The organism is Anoxybacillus sp. B2M1, assembly GCF_001634265.1.
Lineage (GTDB): Bacteria > Bacillota > Bacilli > Bacillales > Anoxybacillaceae > Anoxybacteroides > Anoxybacteroides rupiense.
In genome coordinates this window covers 3,143,031-3,159,177 of record NZ_CP015435.1, presented here as the reverse complement: position 1 = coordinate 3,159,177, position 16,147 = coordinate 3,143,031, and the positions used below count along the sequence as shown (strand labels likewise).

Below are 16,147 nucleotides of genomic sequence, written 5' to 3'. Positions count from 1 at the left end.
CACCAAAAGTAAGAGAACATAAAAAAGCGGAAGCTCCGCTGTGAAGCTTCCGCTTTCTTTATAGTATTACTCAGCTGCTGGAATGACAGCACCTTTGTATTCTTTTTTGATGAAATCTTGAATTTCTTTGGATTGAAGCACTTCGACAAGTGTTTTAATGTCTTTGCGGTTCTCATCGCCTTTACGTACCGCAATAATATTCACATATGGATTGTTTTTTGGCGACTCGACAGCAATCGGATCTTTCGCAGGATCCAATCCGGCATCTAAAGCGTAGTTGGCGTTAATCACGACCGCATCGCCCTCATTGTTTTGGTAAACTTGTGGCAGTAAACCGGCATCAACATCGGTTTTAAATTTTAACTTCTTCGGATTTTCTACAATATCCTTAACAGTGGCTTTTGTTTTATCAATGCCGTCTTTTAATTTAATCAATCCTTTCTCTTGAAGCATGGACAAAATACGCCCGTGATCAGCGACAGAGTTGCTCATAATAATGGTGGCTCCCTCTGGAAGCTCCTCAAGGCTTTTGTATTTTTTAGAATAAATTCCGATTGGTTCAATATGAATACCGCCAGCATTGACAAAATCATAGCCATTTTCTTTCATTTGTGCCTCTAAGTAAGGAATGTGCTGGAAATAGTTAGCGTCGATTTCTTTATTCTCTAGCGCCTTATTCGGCAAAATATAATCCTGGAATGTGACAATCTTTAAGTTGACGCCTTTTTCTTTAAGAATTGGCTTCGCTTTTTCTAAAATCTCAGCGTGCGGCACATTCGATGCGCCTACTACTAATTCCTTTTTCTCTTGATCTCCTTGTGCGCCGTCTTTGCCGCCGCATGCCGCCAACGCGAGCACAAGCACTACCGCTAATAATGCACCCCACCATTTTTTCATCTGTTTTTCCTCCTTTATATTGTTATCTCTTATCTATTTTGGAAGTGACAAAGTCACCGATAAGCTGAATGGCAAATACAATGATTAAAATGAGCACTGTAGCAACAAAGGTCACATCGTTATGACTGCGTTGGAACCCTTCTAAATAAGCAAGATTCCCAAGGCCACCAGCGCCCACTACTCCCGCCATCGCCGTATAGCCAACTAACGCAATAGCGGTTACTGTGATCCCTGAGACAAGAGCCGGCAGCGATTCAGGAATCAATACCTTCCAGATGATTGTCGCCGTTGTCGCTCCCATGGCTTTCGCCGCTTCAATCACACCTTTGTCAATTTCACGCAAAGCGATCTCCACCATGCGCGCATAAAATGGAGCAGCGCCAATAATCAATGCCGGCAAGGCCGCGTTTGCCCCAAGAATCGTATCGACTAGCATCTTTGTAAAAGGAATAAGCAGAATAATTAAAATAATAAATGGGATAGAACGAAAAATATTAACAAAAGCAGAAACGATTGTATGAATGGCTTTGTTTTCCCAAATATTATCTTTGGATGTTAAAAACAGCAACAATCCTAGAATGAGTCCAAATACAAATGTAAACGCCACGGCAACTCCTGTCATATACAGCGTTTCCGACGCTGCCGCCCAAATCGATTCCCACTGAACGTTAGGAAACATGCTACTCATTCGTCATCACCTCCACACCGACTTGTTGCTGACGAATGTAGTCAAGCGCTCTGGCTACTTCCTCATCCGTTCCACTCATATGAACAAACAGCACTCCATACGAGCCCTGATGGGTTTGTGAAATCTTCCCTTGCAAAATATTAATGGTTATTTCAAAATTTCGAATCAGTTCTGCGATGAGCGGCCGTTCAGTCGCATGGCCAGCAAAAGTAAGCTGGACAACTTTGCCGTTAGGATATTGGTTGAACAAATGAGCAATCGTCCCTTTCGTTTCTTCAGGTTCCGTAATCTGTTGAACAAACCGTTTCGTTATCATCTGTTGTGGATGTTGAAATACATCCAATACCTTTCCTTCTTCGACAATCTTTCCGTTTTCCATTACCGCCACACGATCACATATTTTACGGATTACATGCATTTCATGAGTAATTAATACAATAGTCAATCCGAGGCGCTGATTAATATCAACTAAAAGCTCAAGAATCGAATCTGTCGTTTGCGGATCCAAAGCAGAAGTCGCTTCGTCGCATAACAGCACCTTCGGATTGTTCGCGAGCGCCCGGGCAATACCGACACGCTGTTTTTGCCCCCCGCTGAGCTGCGATGGATAGGCATTTTCTCTTCCGTGCAGACCAACAAGCTGAATAAGTTCATCCGCCCGCTTTAACCGCTGGTCCTTTGGAACCCCAGCAATCTCTAAGGGAAACGCAATATTGTCTCGAACCGTTCTTGACCAAAGCAAATTAAAATGCTGAAAAATCATCCCGATTTCTTGCCGCGCCTTGCGCAATTCTCTTCCTTTAATACTTGCGATGTCTTGGCCGGCAACCATCACTCTTCCATTTGTAGGCTTTTCCAAGCCATTTAAAAGACGGATCAGCGAGCTTTTTCCAGCACCGCTATATCCAATAATGCCAAAAATCTCTCCTTCTTTAATGTGCAAATTTACATCATTGACAGCTGTTACCGCTCCCTGGCTTGACGAATATACTTTTGTTACATTTTCTAGCGTAATCAAACGCGATTCACCTTCCTTTGTTCCAGCAACTAAAAAACCTTTCTGCTCAAGAGAACAGAAAGGTTTTGATATCTCCCATTTCTGTCTCTTATCTCTCAAAGCGAACGCTTTGTGTGAATTGGCACCATTTCAGCCGAATGCTGACGGTTGCCGGGTTTCATAGGGCACATCCCTCCACCTCTCTTGATAAGAGCAGCAACGCTCCTTTATTCAGTTAATGCTTTAATTCATCTAAGAATTATACAAATTACAAAAGTGATTCTATCATTCTATAAAGGAAGGTGTCAACAGAAAAAATTATTCCTAATTATAGAATCCATACACAAGCGCCGATGATCCATTCAAAATGCTCTGGCTTAACACAACCTTTTCGGCATCTCCTTCGAACAAACACACTGGCGAACCCATTTTGCCCGCAAAACGTTCGTTGTATGACAAGGACATGCTGACAAGCCGGCAAGCAAAGAGGTTACAGATTACGACAGAAAAGCGAGGAATCGGGCGATGTTAGTCGGCTTTTATTGGATCATCAACACGCCTTGTTTTTGATATGTTCTAACCCTTCATTGAAACTATTGTTTCATCAAGATGAATGGACTATTTTTATGACCGATTCAATTGTTTGCGGCTATTCTTTACACTTCTGAATACAGCGAACGAATTCCTGTGGCAATGGAGATGGCCTGTTCTAAATCATCAATTAAGTCTTCTACATTTTCGATGCCGACCGATAGACGAATCAAGTCTTCCGTAACTCCCGAGGCCTGCAAATCTTCTGAGCTCAACTGCTGATGCGTGGTGCTGGCTGGATGAATAATTAAGCTTTTGGCGTCTCCTACATTGGCCAAGTGCGACCAAAGCTTCACGTTGTTAATGAGAGCCGCTCCCGCTTCTCTTCCTCCTTTAATGCCGAACACCACAACGGCTCCCGCTCCTTTCGGCAAATATTTTTCGGCCAAATTTTGGGCTGGATGCTTTTCGTGTCCAGGATACAGCACCCATTCTACTGCCGGATGGCGATCTAAATAGTCTACAATCCGACGCGTGTTAGCAATATGCTCTTTCATGCGTACATGAAGCGTCTCAAGCCCTAAATTAAATTGAAACGCATTAAATGGGCTAATCGCTGGTCCAAGATCCCGCAGCAATTGCACACGAGCCTTAATGATATAAGCAGCCGGACCTAAAGCTTCTGCATACACAAGATTGTGATAGCTTGGATCCGGAGTTGTAAATCCCGGAAATTTAGGAGAATCCCAATTAAACTTTCCTCCGTCTACAATAATGCCGCCAAGCGTTGTACCGTTTCCAAGCAGCCATTTAGTAGCTGAATGAACAACGATATCCGCTCCATACTCAATCGGACGGCATAGATATGGAGTGGCAAACGTATTATCAATAATGAGAGGAATGCCTGCCTCATGCGCAATGTTGGCTACCGCTTCAATATCTAGTACGTGCAAACTTGGATTACCAATCGTTTCTGCAAAGATCGCTTTCGTTTTTGGCGTAATGGCAGAACGAAAATTTTCCGGATTAGCGGGATCAACAAAATGCGTTTTAATCCCATATTTCGGAAGGGTAGTGGCAAAGAGGTTATAGGTACCTCCATATAGCGTTGAAGCTGACACAATCTCGTCTCCTGCTTGCGCTATATTTAAGATCGCAAGCGTGATTGCGGCCATGCCGCTTGCTACTGCAAGGCTTCCAATTCCTCCTTCTAATTGTGCCACTCTTTCCTCAAAGACTGTGGCGGTCGGGTTATGAATGCGCGTATAAATGTACCCTTCTTCTTTCAATGCGAATAAGTTGGCTGCATGCTCCGTATTGGCAAATTGATAAGCGTTCGATTGATAAATCGGAACGGCTCTTGCTCCTGTCACAGGATCTGGACTTAATCCCCCATGCACCGCAAGCGTTTCTAAACGATATGATTTTTCGCCCACTGTCATCCTCTCCTTTTCATAATCAAATGAAAACCCCCTCTTCATCATAAGAAGAGGGGGGAATTTCCTTTAACTCTTCTTATCTGCCAGAGCGATACACCCTGCTGGAATTGGCACCGTGTCAAACCGGTTGCCGGGCTTCATCGGGCCAGTCCCTCCACCACTCTTGATAAGAACTTGTTTATTATTTTATTTTTCTGAATAATAACACTGTTTTTTTATCATGTCAATAACATTTCGTGATTTCATATTCAAGAGGCATAACGATATGGTTTAGCTAAATGAAGAAGCGATTCTAATAAAAGCATGTGACGAAAGCTACCGGAAACCACTAATTCTTTTAAGCGGAGCTGCTGCTGCAATTTAAGTTCACCTTTCAACAGACTAACAAGCGCCTCTTTCGACCCTCTAATGGTTAATATCTTCCTTTCATCAGCTTCCTTCGCCAGATGAACTCCCGTTTTTGAAATGGCGAAAATCAGTGTTTCTGCATCGCATTCAAAGCGAATGTAGAGTTCCTCCTCCGGTAAAATCGGCAACAGATGGTGCAACGTCTGTACACGTTCCATAAATTTTTTAGTTAATTCATAAATCTTCATCGTTTTCCCGCCTCTCCATTATCCTTTTCTCTCATTTATTTCCATAGAAAAAGGCATAATTCCTTTATAAACTTGTCGACAAATCATCAAGAAAATGGACACGATTTTTCATATTTCCCGAGAAATATGTCAAAAAAACTCTAAATAAAAAAGCAAGCCCCCAAAGGCTTGCTTCAATCTATACGGATGCCAACACTTCTGCACAATCTAAAATGGACCCATCTACTGTTTGTTCTTCTCTTATCCATAAATGCATGCATTACGGCTTTTGCAATTCTTGAATCACCTCATATAAATATGGGACAGATTGAAATGCATATAACTTCTTTTTCATTTCCCCGTTTCTAAATAACAACAGGCAAGGTACACTTTCAATTTCCCAGCTGACCGCTCGATCCGGCATATAGTTAATATCGGTCTTCCGAAAGGCTACATGAGAAACTAGCTCTTGAACAATGCTGACCATGCGATTCGCCAGCTGGCATGTGCCGCACATCGGTGTATATACATACAAACATACAAACTCCTCCTGCTGAATGAGTTCATCTAATTGCTGTATCGTTACTTCTTCCACACTTCTTCACACCTTTTACCAATCATCTGCATACACATCAATATTAGCGCTCAGCAGCACCGTTGCAATATGTTTTTTAGGTGCTGCGGCCACCTCTCGATACATGCGATCAATATATAAATGCTCCGCCTCAGGAAATTCACGGCGCAGCTGCTTTCGCAATCGTTCTCCCGCTTCATCAGAATCCACTAAGATAAACACTTCTTTATCATACAGCTGATCAATCCACTCATCTAATTTGGCACGGCTGATCGTCCCGTTTGTGCAAATGATTTCAACGGAATCTTTAATCATGCCCTCTATTTTCTTTTTGTCGGAGCGCCCCTCAACAATAATTACTTTTTCTTTATCCATCATGATCATCACCTAATGAAAAGAAGTTATGTATATTGTATTCCATTCGCTCTTTGTTTTCTACCTTCCTGCTTCCAAAAATAAAACAGCCTTGAGATCGGAGAAAAAATCCATGCTTACTTTAACCATTCACTATTCATATAAAAGATATAACGCCGCGGCATTATTAGCCACGGCGTGCTAGAATCGATCTTATTCTTGGTTAATCATTTGCTCATATTGTTCAGCCGTCAATAAACGATCGATTTCGCTTAAATCAGTCGGCTCAACAACAATCATCCATGCCTTCTCATATGGAGATTCATTGACAAATTCAGGATTGTCGTTTAATTCTTCATTAATTTCAACAACTTTTCCGCTGATAGGGGCATACAGCTCAGAAACCGTTTTCACTGATTCAACACTGCCAAACGGCTCGTTTGCTGTAAGTTCCGCACCTACCTCTGGAAGCTCAACAAATACGATATCTCCTAACTCGGATTGCGCAAAATCAGTAATTCCAATTCGAACTTTACCATCTTCCACACGTACCCATTCATGTTCTTCAGAATAGCGCAATTCTTTTGGTGTGTTCATGATTTATGTCCCTCCAACAGCAATGTATTCTTTTTAATAATAACTGATTTTTTTGAAAAACTCGACTGTATTCGTTATACTTGTCCAAAAATTTTTTCATAAGCTTGCTCATCAAATCCTACTACCACATGCGTCCCATCTGTTGCAATCGGCCGTTTAATCAGCATGCCATCCGATGCCAATAGTTCAAGCAGCTCGTCGTCAGTCGCTGTGCTGATGCGATCTTTTAATCCTAGCTCCCGATACCTCATGCCGCTTGTGTTAAAAAACTTTTTGAGCGGAAGCCCGCTTTTTTGATACAGCTCTCTTAATTCATCTTTTGTTGGTGGATGTTCGGCAATATGTACATCATTCACTGCGATGCCGCGCTCCTCTAACCATTTTTTCGCTTTTCGGCAAGTGCTGCATTTCGGGTACCAGTAAAAAGTTAGCATGATCGTTCACCACCCTCTATAAACAAAGTACCAGACGGTTCGTCTGGTACTTCTCATTATTACACAATATAACGTTCCGCTTCAATGAGCGCGGCCGCCGCTTCGCGTTTTTTGGCAATGACATTGATTGGCGTATGGCGCGTAAGCTTGCGCAATGCCGATAGCATCATTCGCAGCATATCTCCTTGCTCAACCGCTACAATCGTTTCTTTTGCATGTGCTTCGATTTCATTAAATGCTTCCTGGCAGAAAATTTCTGTATATAAAATTTTTTGTTTATTTTTCTCTGCTCCAAATTTTTGAATCGCCTTTTCTGTGCGAAGAAGCGCTGATTCCATCGCATAAATATTGCTGACAATGTCGGCAATATTCACTAGCACTTCTTGTTCTTTCTCTAGTTTCGGGCCAAATTTCTGCACGGCTAGGCCGGCTGTCAACAGAGCAATTTTTTTCGCGTTCCGCACCAAATATTTTTCTTGCTCTAGCAATCCATCTCCTACTTCTTCCGGCATCAGCATCATGAGCTCTTCTTGCAGCTTTTGCGCTTTTTGCAAAAGAGGAAGCTCTCCCTTCATCGCTTTCCGCAAATACGTTCCCGGTACTAACAGACGGTTGATTTCATTCGTTCCTTCAAAAATACGGTTAATGCGCGAGTCGCGATACGCCCGTTCAATTTCATATTCCTGCATAAAACCGTAGCCGCCATGAATCTGTACCCCTTCATCCACAATGTAATCCAATACTTCCGTTGCAAAAAATTTATTCAATGAACATTCAATGGCATATTCAGCAATAGATCTAGCAATTTCTTTTCCTTCTTTCGCTTGTTCGGCATCCAGCTTGCTCATGCGCTCCTCAAATAATCCGACAGTGCGATATACCGAGCTCTCCGCAGCGTATAGTTTTGATGCCATGGTCGCAAATTTTTCTTGTGTTAATGAAAATTGGGAAATTGGCGTTTTAAATTGCTGGCGCTGATTCGCATATTGAATCGTCACCTCTAGAGCTCGTTTGGAGCCGCCAACCGCTCCGACACCTAATTTATAACGGCCAATATTTAAAATATTAAAAGCGATGACATGCCCCTTTCCAATTTCCCCTAATAAATTCTCCTTCGGCACAAGGGCATCTTGTAAAATTAATGTGCGAGTGGAAGAGCTTTTAATTCCCATTTTCTTTTCTTCTGCTCCGGTAGACACCCCAGGAAAATCACGCTCTACAATAAAAGCCGAGAAATGCTCGCCATCCACTTTAGCATAAACGACAAACACATCCGCAAACCCTGCATTGGTAATCCATTGTTTCTCTCCATTCAAAACATAGTGAGTGCCTTCTGCATTCAGCTTCGCTGTCGTTTTCGCCCCTAGAGCGTCCGAACCGGAGCCCGGCTCTGTTAAGGCATAAGCCGCTATCTTTTCACCTGTAGCCAATGCTGGCAAATATTTTTGTTTTTGCGCTTCTGTTCCAAATAATACAATAGGAAGTGAGCCGATTCCTACGTGGGCGCCATGCGAAATCGAAAACCCTCCGGCCCGCGCCATTTTTTCGGCAATTAATGCTGAGCTGATTTTATCAAGCGACAAACCTCCATACTCTTCCGGGACATCCGCGCTTAAAAGTCCAATTTCTCCCGCTTTCTTTAGCAGTTTAACAGAACGATCAAACTCATGATTTTCTAAGTGCTCTAACTGAGGCAACACCTCATTGATCACAAATTCCTCTGTTGTTTTGGCGATCATTTTATGCTCATCTGTAAAATCTTCCGGAGTAAACACGCGTCCGCAGTCTACCTCCTCAATTAAGAAGCTGCCACCTTTCACCACATTATCCATCGCTTTTGCCATTGCGTTTCTCCCCCTTGTTTTTTATGTGAACAATCTTCATATCATCTGCTTGGCCCTACTCCAATAATTCAAATACACCAGCGGCTCCCATGCCGCCGCCGATGCACATCGTAACAATACCAAATTGCTCATGCCGGCGGCGCATCTCATGAAGCAAGGTCAGCGTTAATTTAGCCCCTGTGCATCCGAGCGGGTGCCCGAGAGCAATCGCTCCGCCATTGACATTGACTTTTTCTTCATCTAGACCGAGCTCCCGAATCACTTGAATCGCTTGTGAAGCGAACGCCTCATTTAGCTCAAATAATCCGATATCGGAAAGCTCTAATCCAGCAAGCTTTAGCGCCTTTGGAACAGCAGCAATCGGCCCGATTCCCATCACTTCTGGAGGGACGCCTGCTACGGCGAATGAACGGAATTTTCCAAGAGGCTTCAAGCCAAGCGCTTCTGCCTTTTCGCGATCCATCACCATGACCGCTGCTGCCCCATCGCTTGTTTGCGACGCATTTCCTGCAGTGACGGTTCCATTAACGGCAAACGCCGGGCGCAGCTTTGCTAATATTTCTTTGTTCGTTTCCGGACGAACACCTTCGTCTTCAGCAAATACGATCTGTTTTTCCGCAAGTCGGTTATTTTCAACCGTACGGATCGTGACATTCACCGGAACAATTTCATCCACAAACTTCCCGTCACGGATCGCTTGGGCTGCCCGCTGATGGCTGCGTACAGCAAACGCATCCTGTTCTTCGCGGCTGATTCCATACTTCATAGCCACTTGCTCTGCTGTATGTCCCATTGACATATAGTATTCTGGAATGTTTTCAGCAATTTTTGCATTCGGCCTCACAACATGCCCCAGCATGGGGACAAGGCTCATTGATTCAACGCCGCCAGCGATAATCGTGTCAGAGTGGCCAAGCATAATGCGCTCCGCTGCATAAGCAATCGCCTGCAGCCCTGATGAGCAATAGCGATTGATCGTAATGGCTGGAACAGTGTAAGGGAGACCTGCCAATGCCCCTATGTTGCGGGCTATATTTAGCCCCTGCTCCGCCTCCGGCATGGCGCAACCAACAATCAAATCATCGATGTCTCCATCATAATTTTCCGCTCTCTTTAATGTTTCTTTCACAACAAGAGCGCCTAAATCATCTGGACGCATATGAGCCAGCGTCCCTTTTTTCGCCTTTCCGACCGGAGTACGCGCTCCCGCTACGATGACTGCTTCTCTCACAATCTTCCCCCCTGTTTCTATATAGGCTTTATTTAAGATTTTACGAGCATGAATGCCCTATCGCATCCAAACCATATTCCACGCAACTTCGATGAGAGCAGCGAGAGTCAATCCCCTTGCTGTTGTTAAGAGAAAGCCCCCTGTGCTCATTTGGATACGGCCGCGTATCTAGATTTGTTATTTAGTTGCGCAGCGGCTTTCCTTTTACAAGCATATGCTGCATCCGCTCCTGCGATTTTCTTTCTCCTACTAAACTTAAAAACGCTTCTCTCTCTAAATCTAATAAATATTGTTCATCTACCTCCGTACCGTACGGCACTTTTCCTCCAGCAATGACATAGGCAAGCTTTTTAGCAATCTTTACATCATGCTCTGTAGCATAACCGGAAAGGTGCATGGATTGAGCAGCTAAAAGCAATGCCGCGTATCCAGACTCGCCTACGACCGGAATCTTTTTGCGCACAGGCGGCTGATAACCGCTGTCGTATAGAGAAATTACAGCCTGTTTGGCATCATAAAGCAAATGGTCACCATTCATCGTAATTCCGTCTTGTCGATTTAAAAAATTCAGCTCGCGAGCTTCCAACGCCGATGTAGATACTTTGGCCGTCGCAATCGTTTCAAACACTTTATTCGCCACTTTTTGCAAATCAAAGTCCACACCATTCGGCAGGCTGTTTAAATATTTAATATAGAGTTCCTTGTTTCCACCGCCGCCAGGAATCAACCCAACACCAACTTCAACTAATCCCATATACGTTTCTCCTGCCGCCTGAATGCGTGCGGCCGGCAAGCAAATTTCCGTACCGCCGCCAAGCGTCATCGCAAAAGGAGCAGCAACCACTGGCTTTGGACTATATTTAATATTCATCATCGCCTGCTGGAACTGTCTCACAACGAGCTCAATTTCAAAATAATTATCATCTTGGGCCTCCATTAAAATCAGAGCCAGATTGGCACCAACACAGAAGTTTTTCCCTTGGTTTCCAATGACAAGGCCTTTATAGTTGCGATCGACTTCCTCTAGCGAGTCGTTGATCATTTGGACAATATCAAGGCCGATCGCATTATTTGGTGAATGAAACTCTAATAGCGCAACATCATCCCCTAAATCAATCAAGCTGGCACCGCTATTTTTTTTGATAACCCTGTTTTCTTCTTTTAACCGTTTAAGATGAATGACTTTTGGATTCTCTGAAACAGGCTTGTATTCTCCCTTGTCATAAACTAAAACTTTTCCGTTTTCTCGCTTATAAAAGGATGTATGCCCCGCAGCAAGCATTTGAGCAACCCAATCAGGAACGTTCTTTCCTTCTTCTTGCATTTTGCGAACAGACGCTTCCACACCGATCGCATCCCATGTTTCAAACGGGCCAAACTCCCATCCAAATCCCCATTTCATTGCCCGGTCAATGGCGACAATATCATCGGCAATTTCCCCTAGCAGTTGTGCCGAATAAAGAAGGACCGGGCTTAAAATATTCCAAAGCAATTCTCCAGCACGGTCATCGCTATATACAAGCGCTTTCAATTTATTGCTTAATCCTTTAGCCTGCTTGCTCATCTCGACCGCTGGTGTTTTTAGTTTTTTGCTTGGTTCATATTCCAGGGTTTCATAGTTTAATTCTAAAATGTCCTTTCCTTTTTTGAGGAAAAATCCTTGTCCTGCTTTGCTGCCAAGCCATCCTTTTTCCAGCATTGCTTTCATAAAATCAGGAGTGCGAAAAACCTCTTTTTCCTCTCCGTCCACTTTTTCAAATACATTGTTCGCTACATGAATAAATGTATCTAAACCAACGACATCCAGCGTGCGAAACGTAGCGCTTTTCGGACGTCCGATTAACGGCCCTGTAACCGAGTCAACCTCGCCAACGCTGTAGCCTCCTTTGATCATTTCTCGCACTGTTACTAGCAGCCCATACGTTCCAATGCGATTAGCAATAAAATTAGGCGTATCTTTAGCAATGACGACTCCTTTCCCAAGCACTTCCTCGCCAAATTCCTTCATAAAGGCAACAACCTCTGGATCAGTGGCTTTCGTCGGAATGATTTCCAGAAGTTTTAAATAGCGGGGCGGATTAAAAAAGTGAGTCCCTAAAAAATGCTTTTTAAAATCTTCCGAACGTCCTTCAGACATGGCTTCCACTGAAATACCAGACGTATTGGAACTTACAATGCTCCCTTCTCTTCTGACTGCGTCGATTTTAGCAAACAGCTGTTTTTTTATGTCTAAATTCTCCACCACTACTTCAATAATCCAATCAGCCTCCGCCAGACGGTGTAAGTCATCTTCAAAATTTCCGGTCTCGATGAGCGCCAGCTTTTCTTTCGCCATCAGCGGCGCCGGTTTTTGCTTCAATAGCTTTTGCAGAGCCTGATTCGCCAAGCGGTTACGAACAGCTTTATGTTCAAATGTAAGACCTCTTGCTTCCTCCTCCTTTGTTCGTTCACGCGGCACGATATCAAGAAGCAAGGTTGGAATGCCGACGTTCGCTAAATGTGCGGCAATGCCGGAGCCCATTACTCCAGAGCCTAATACCGCGGCCCGTTTAATCCGTTTGACCATGGCAACTTCCCCCTCCAATATATTGAATGAATAATCATTCATTTTCTCTCAAAAAAAATATTGGCTGACTATTATTCTTATAATTCAAATATAAAGTATCTTTCAAATTTTCGCAATATATATGCTTAACAATTTTTGTCTAGAGTATAAATTATTTTTTTCAGCCAAGCTAAAAACGGAGGTGATAGGGATGGCAAAAATGCAGAAGAACCCGTCTAAAGCAGCCGTCAGCGCCGCAAGTGTCAAAGGAAACGCAGGACCAAATGTCGAGATGGATGGAAGCGGGAAAAAAACAAGTCAAAATCAGCAATATAAAAAAGCAAACATGCAAGGAGAGTAACGATACTTGCTATAGCTGGGCAATACATGCAACAATGATCCATACAACTTGATCCTTCAACATTCACTTCCACTTGAGAAGTCGATGGTTGAGCGATCGAACAGCCCCCTTTCAGACAGCCGGATTTGTCTGAAAACGGCCTGTTGATTGGGCTGGCGGTCACGCTTTAGCGTAACGGCGGCAAGTTACCGACTTGCCTTTCGACCGTAAGTTTTATTGACACCATTCATTTATTCAGTAGATATAGCATAAGGACCATAAACGAATCGATGGGATCCAGCACCACGAGTGAACGATATAAAGGGGCTGCCTTCTAATAATAGGCAGCCCCTTTTGGATCGAGCAGAAAAATAAAAACGGCAGCAAATGAAGAGACAAAATCGCGAATTTTTTTCTTCATTCACTGTTAAAAGCTTAGCAACATGAGATAGGTACGGCCCTTCCCAAATAACGAACGTTATCATTCTGTTCAAGGGAAGGGGCAGAAAAGCTTGTGTTTATCCATATCATGCTGTGATTTTTATAAAACAATAAACCATGGATATTTGTGCCTTTACTATTTACGCAATATTCCTTTGATAACAAATGCTACATTCGCTGGGCGTTCAGCAAGACGGCGCATAAAATAGCCGTACCAGTCTGTTCCATACGGTACATAGACACGCATGGTGTATCCTTCGCGAACAAGCTGTTCTTGTCGTTCTGGGCGAATTCCGTACAACATTTGAAACTCAAATTGATCATTTGGAATGTTATATTCCTTTACTAGCTGCTTCGTATATTCAATAATCGCATCATCATGAGTCGCTACCGCCGTATAGTTTCCATTCAGCAGATGCATTTTAATAATTTTTTTGAAATTATCATCAACATCTTTTTTCTCAGGAAACGCTACTTCCTGCGATTCCTTGTACGCTCCTTTAACAAGGCGCAAATTCGGATGGTAATCTTTTAAATCTTCAATATCGGATTCCGTACGATATAAATACGCTTGCAATACCGTACCCACATTATCATATTCTTTTTTCAATTGCTTAAAAATATCCAATGTTTTTTGGCAACGTGAATAGTCCTCCATATCAATGGTAACAAATACGCCGTTTTCTTTTGCCGCATCTAGAATCCGGCGCATATTTTGCATCACAAGCTCATCAGAAATGTCTAGTCCCATTGATGTCATTTTTAAGGATAGCTGGGAGTTCAACTTCTCTCTTCCAATTGCGCGAATGGCTTCAATAGAATTGTCAGCCATTTCATTCGCTTCTTTTGCGTTATCAACAAACTCTCCTAAATAATCGATCGTCACTGCAAGCCCTTTTTTATTTAAATCTTTAATCACTTCTACAGCACGTTCAATCGTTTCTCCAGCTACAAAGCGAGAAGCCCCGAAGCGCAACCCGTATTTTTTCGCCAATTTTGTCAATGTTTTATTTTTTGATAAAAACAAAAAAAAGTCACGCATCAATTGCTCCATCTTACTACCTCCTTATTTCCGTAAACGCCTTCATGTACTATCTACGATGATTTTAGCATGTTTTTTTATAATTGAATATCTTTTTTCGACAAAATTCGCCTTTATGTATATTATTACACAAACCGGATAATCTACAACCGAGTCATTGATACCATATTTATAAAAGGAGTGGAACCTTATGCAACAGCAACCCATCCAACAGCAGGCTGCTATGCCTCAGCCGCCGCAAATGATTTCATCAAAAGATGCCATGTATTTCACAGATATGATGTCTTGGAACTTGCTCGCTATGAAAAAAGCGCACTTTTTTGCATCGCAGTGCCAAGATCCAGAAGTCGCAGCTGCTATCGAAAGAGCTGGACAAATGCATCAACGTCATTATGAGCAAATTTTACAACACTTGCAACAGCAACCAAATCCATCCACTACATCATCTTTTCAATAAGGAGGGAAAATAAATGAACCAAGCATCTATTCAAAATCCAGAAACACAAGTGGCTAAAACACCACAAATGAACGACCGCGACTTTTTAAATGATTTATTAGCCACTGAAAAGTATATGACCTCTTCCTATACTACATTTTTACACGAAGCAAGCCACCAACAATTATATCAGGATATGCTTCATATTTTTACTGAAACGCAAAATTGCCAGCGTGAACTGTATAATCTTATGTTTAAAAAAGGATGGTATAAGCTTGAAGCGGCAGATCAGCAAAAGCTGCAACAATCTTATCAGCAATTCCAAGGATATACGAATCAATTTCCATATCAACCAAATGTTCAATAAATGTTTCCCCCGTATAAAACGTACGGGGGAAACACTCATTAATACCAATATCCTCCATAAGGATATGGACCATACGGAGGAAACGGACCATATGGTCTTGGGTATCCATAAAAAAGCGGTGGAATTAACGCGCTCCCGACTAATCCTCCTAACAGTCCTCCTAAAAATGGGCCACCGAAAAACCATCTCGTTTCATAAGGGTTTGCCCGAATCATTACGGTTCTCCTCTCATCAGTCCATATTAGCGCTTGATTCACCCTTCCCTATTTTTAATAGTAATAAGGGTATCCGAAAAATGGAGATCCGCCATAAAACGGAGGAACCAATGCGCTGCCTAATAATCCTCCTAAAAAACCTCCAAAAAAGGGACCGCCACCGAAAAATGGACGTGGACCAAAAAATCCCCATGGACGAACTCCCCATCCCCAAGGACGTCCCCAAACTCTCGTGTCTTGACCAATAAAATTATTCATGTTGATTTTCCTCCTCATCTTTCATAAATTCCCACACTTCATACATATGTCAGGCAAGTGCGGAGAGCGTGGGCGAATGTCCCATTTTGAGCAAATAAAAACTTCCGCTTAGAGTATAGGGAGCTATCTATATAAACGATGAATGATTTCAGCATTCAATCCATTTGCGAATGATATAGAATCATCCAATAAGCAGAATCCCATGTTGGCAACGCTCGAAAGCAAGTGCGTGACTTGTCTCCAAACAGCCGCTTCCAGACAAATGAATTTGTCTGGAAGCGGTATTGTTCAATTGTTGAACCGTCGAAATCAGTGATCATCCGCTTACTTGAGGACAAATAT

General features: G+C 42.8%; 18 protein-coding genes and 2 riboswitches. Of the genes, 3 read left to right on the top strand and 15 right to left on the bottom strand.

Features of this window, described 5'->3' with window-relative positions; translation table 11 throughout:
* Nucleotides 1–66 precede the first annotated feature (66 nt).
* From GFC28_RS15350 to GFC28_RS15295, 12 genes are all read right to left on the bottom strand, one after another.
* Nucleotides 67–897, bottom strand: a complete 831-nt coding sequence (locus tag GFC28_RS15350) for a MetQ/NlpA family ABC transporter substrate-binding protein (protein ID WP_044742753.1) — start codon at nucleotides 895–897, stop codon at nucleotides 67–69.
* A gap of 22 nt (nucleotides 898–919) precedes the next feature.
* Entirely contained in the window at nucleotides 920–1,585 is a 666-nt protein-coding gene (locus tag GFC28_RS15345) for a methionine ABC transporter permease (RefSeq protein WP_044742754.1), read from the bottom strand.
* On the bottom strand, nucleotides 1,578–2,603 hold the full coding sequence (locus GFC28_RS15340) for a methionine ABC transporter ATP-binding protein (RefSeq protein WP_044742755.1): 1,026 nt from the start codon (nucleotides 2,601–2,603) through the stop codon (nucleotides 1,578–1,580). Before GFC28_RS15340 ends, GFC28_RS15345 begins: the two co-directional genes overlap by 8 nt.
* 85 nt (nucleotides 2,604–2,688) lie before the next feature.
* Nucleotides 2,689–2,796, bottom strand: a riboswitch (SAM riboswitch).
* Nucleotides 2,797–3,238: 442 nt separating this feature from the next.
* Nucleotides 3,239–4,555, bottom strand: coding sequence for an O-acetylhomoserine aminocarboxypropyltransferase/cysteine synthase family protein (locus tag GFC28_RS15335; RefSeq protein WP_044742756.1), 1,317 nt, complete (start codon nucleotides 4,553–4,555; stop codon nucleotides 3,239–3,241).
* 70 nt (nucleotides 4,556–4,625) lie between these two features.
* Nucleotides 4,626–4,725, bottom strand: a riboswitch (SAM riboswitch).
* A 75-nt stretch (nucleotides 4,726–4,800) separates the two neighbouring features.
* The gene (locus GFC28_RS15330) at nucleotides 4,801–5,148 is read right to left on the bottom strand and encodes an SCP2 sterol-binding domain-containing protein (RefSeq protein ID WP_044742757.1); all 348 of its coding nucleotides are present in this window, start codon (nucleotides 5,146–5,148) and stop codon (nucleotides 4,801–4,803) included.
* Between the two features lie 259 nt (nucleotides 5,149–5,407).
* Nucleotides 5,408–5,722, bottom strand: a complete 315-nt coding sequence (locus GFC28_RS15325) for a thioredoxin family protein (protein WP_044742758.1) — start codon at nucleotides 5,720–5,722, stop codon at nucleotides 5,408–5,410.
* A 15-nt stretch (nucleotides 5,723–5,737) separates the two neighbouring features.
* Entirely contained in the window at nucleotides 5,738–6,085 is a 348-nt protein-coding gene (locus GFC28_RS15320; protein ID WP_044742759.1) for a toprim domain-containing protein, read from the bottom strand.
* Between the two features lie 183 nt (nucleotides 6,086–6,268).
* Nucleotides 6,269–6,652, bottom strand: a complete 384-nt coding sequence (gcvH, locus tag GFC28_RS15315) for a glycine cleavage system protein GcvH (RefSeq protein ID WP_044742760.1) — start codon at nucleotides 6,650–6,652, stop codon at nucleotides 6,269–6,271.
* Nucleotides 6,653–6,726: 74 nt separating this feature from the next.
* Nucleotides 6,727–7,086, bottom strand: coding sequence for an arsenate reductase family protein (locus GFC28_RS15310; RefSeq protein WP_044742761.1), 360 nt, complete (start codon nucleotides 7,084–7,086; stop codon nucleotides 6,727–6,729).
* Between the two features lie 59 nt (nucleotides 7,087–7,145).
* Complete coding sequence (locus GFC28_RS15305) at nucleotides 7,146–8,930, bottom strand: acyl-CoA dehydrogenase family protein (protein WP_044742762.1); 1,785 nt, start codon at nucleotides 8,928–8,930, stop codon at nucleotides 7,146–7,148.
* Between the two features lie 55 nt (nucleotides 8,931–8,985).
* On the bottom strand, nucleotides 8,986–10,161 hold the full coding sequence (locus tag GFC28_RS15300) for an acetyl-CoA C-acetyltransferase (RefSeq protein WP_044742763.1): 1,176 nt from the start codon (nucleotides 10,159–10,161) through the stop codon (nucleotides 8,986–8,988).
* A gap of 181 nt (nucleotides 10,162–10,342) precedes the next feature.
* Nucleotides 10,343–12,727, bottom strand: a complete 2,385-nt coding sequence (locus GFC28_RS15295; protein WP_044742764.1) for a 3-hydroxyacyl-CoA dehydrogenase/enoyl-CoA hydratase family protein — start codon at nucleotides 12,725–12,727, stop codon at nucleotides 10,343–10,345.
* 190 nt (nucleotides 12,728–12,917) lie between these two features.
* On the opposite strand from GFC28_RS15295, the gene GFC28_RS19010 reads away from it, so the two are divergent.
* On the top strand, nucleotides 12,918–13,067 hold the full coding sequence (locus GFC28_RS19010) for a YuzL family protein (protein ID WP_080862757.1): 150 nt from the start codon (nucleotides 12,918–12,920) through the stop codon (nucleotides 13,065–13,067).
* Between the two features lie 556 nt (nucleotides 13,068–13,623).
* On the opposite strand, the gene GFC28_RS15290 is transcribed toward GFC28_RS19010, so the two are convergent.
* Nucleotides 13,624–14,541 carry a proline dehydrogenase family protein gene (locus GFC28_RS15290; protein WP_044742765.1) on the bottom strand — a complete coding sequence of 306 codons (918 nt, stop codon included), beginning with the start codon at nucleotides 14,539–14,541 and terminating at the stop codon, nucleotides 13,624–13,626.
* Between the two features lie 178 nt (nucleotides 14,542–14,719).
* Here GFC28_RS15290 and GFC28_RS15285 point away from each other — a divergent pair, with 178 nt between their 5' ends.
* Together GFC28_RS15285 and GFC28_RS15280 are read left to right on the top strand one after the other, a co-directional pair.
* Nucleotides 14,720–14,986 carry a hypothetical protein gene (locus GFC28_RS15285; RefSeq protein ID WP_044742766.1) on the top strand — a complete coding sequence of 89 codons (267 nt, stop codon included), beginning with the start codon at nucleotides 14,720–14,722 and terminating at the stop codon, nucleotides 14,984–14,986.
* A gap of 13 nt (nucleotides 14,987–14,999) precedes the next feature.
* Nucleotides 15,000–15,332: a spore coat protein gene (locus tag GFC28_RS15280; protein ID WP_044742767.1), complete on the top strand. Its 333-nt coding sequence runs from the start codon at nucleotides 15,000–15,002 to the stop codon at nucleotides 15,330–15,332.
* Between the two features lie 38 nt (nucleotides 15,333–15,370).
* On the opposite strand, the gene GFC28_RS19550 is transcribed toward GFC28_RS15280, so the two are convergent.
* Nucleotides 15,371–15,547 (bottom strand): hypothetical protein, encoded by a 177-nt coding sequence (locus GFC28_RS19550; RefSeq protein WP_172798659.1) that lies wholly within the window; start codon nucleotides 15,545–15,547, stop codon nucleotides 15,371–15,373.
* 54 nt (nucleotides 15,548–15,601) lie between these two features.
* Complete coding sequence (locus GFC28_RS15275; protein WP_066329558.1) at nucleotides 15,602–15,805, bottom strand: hypothetical protein; 204 nt, start codon at nucleotides 15,803–15,805, stop codon at nucleotides 15,602–15,604.
* Between the last annotated feature and the right edge of the window lie 342 nt (nucleotides 15,806–16,147).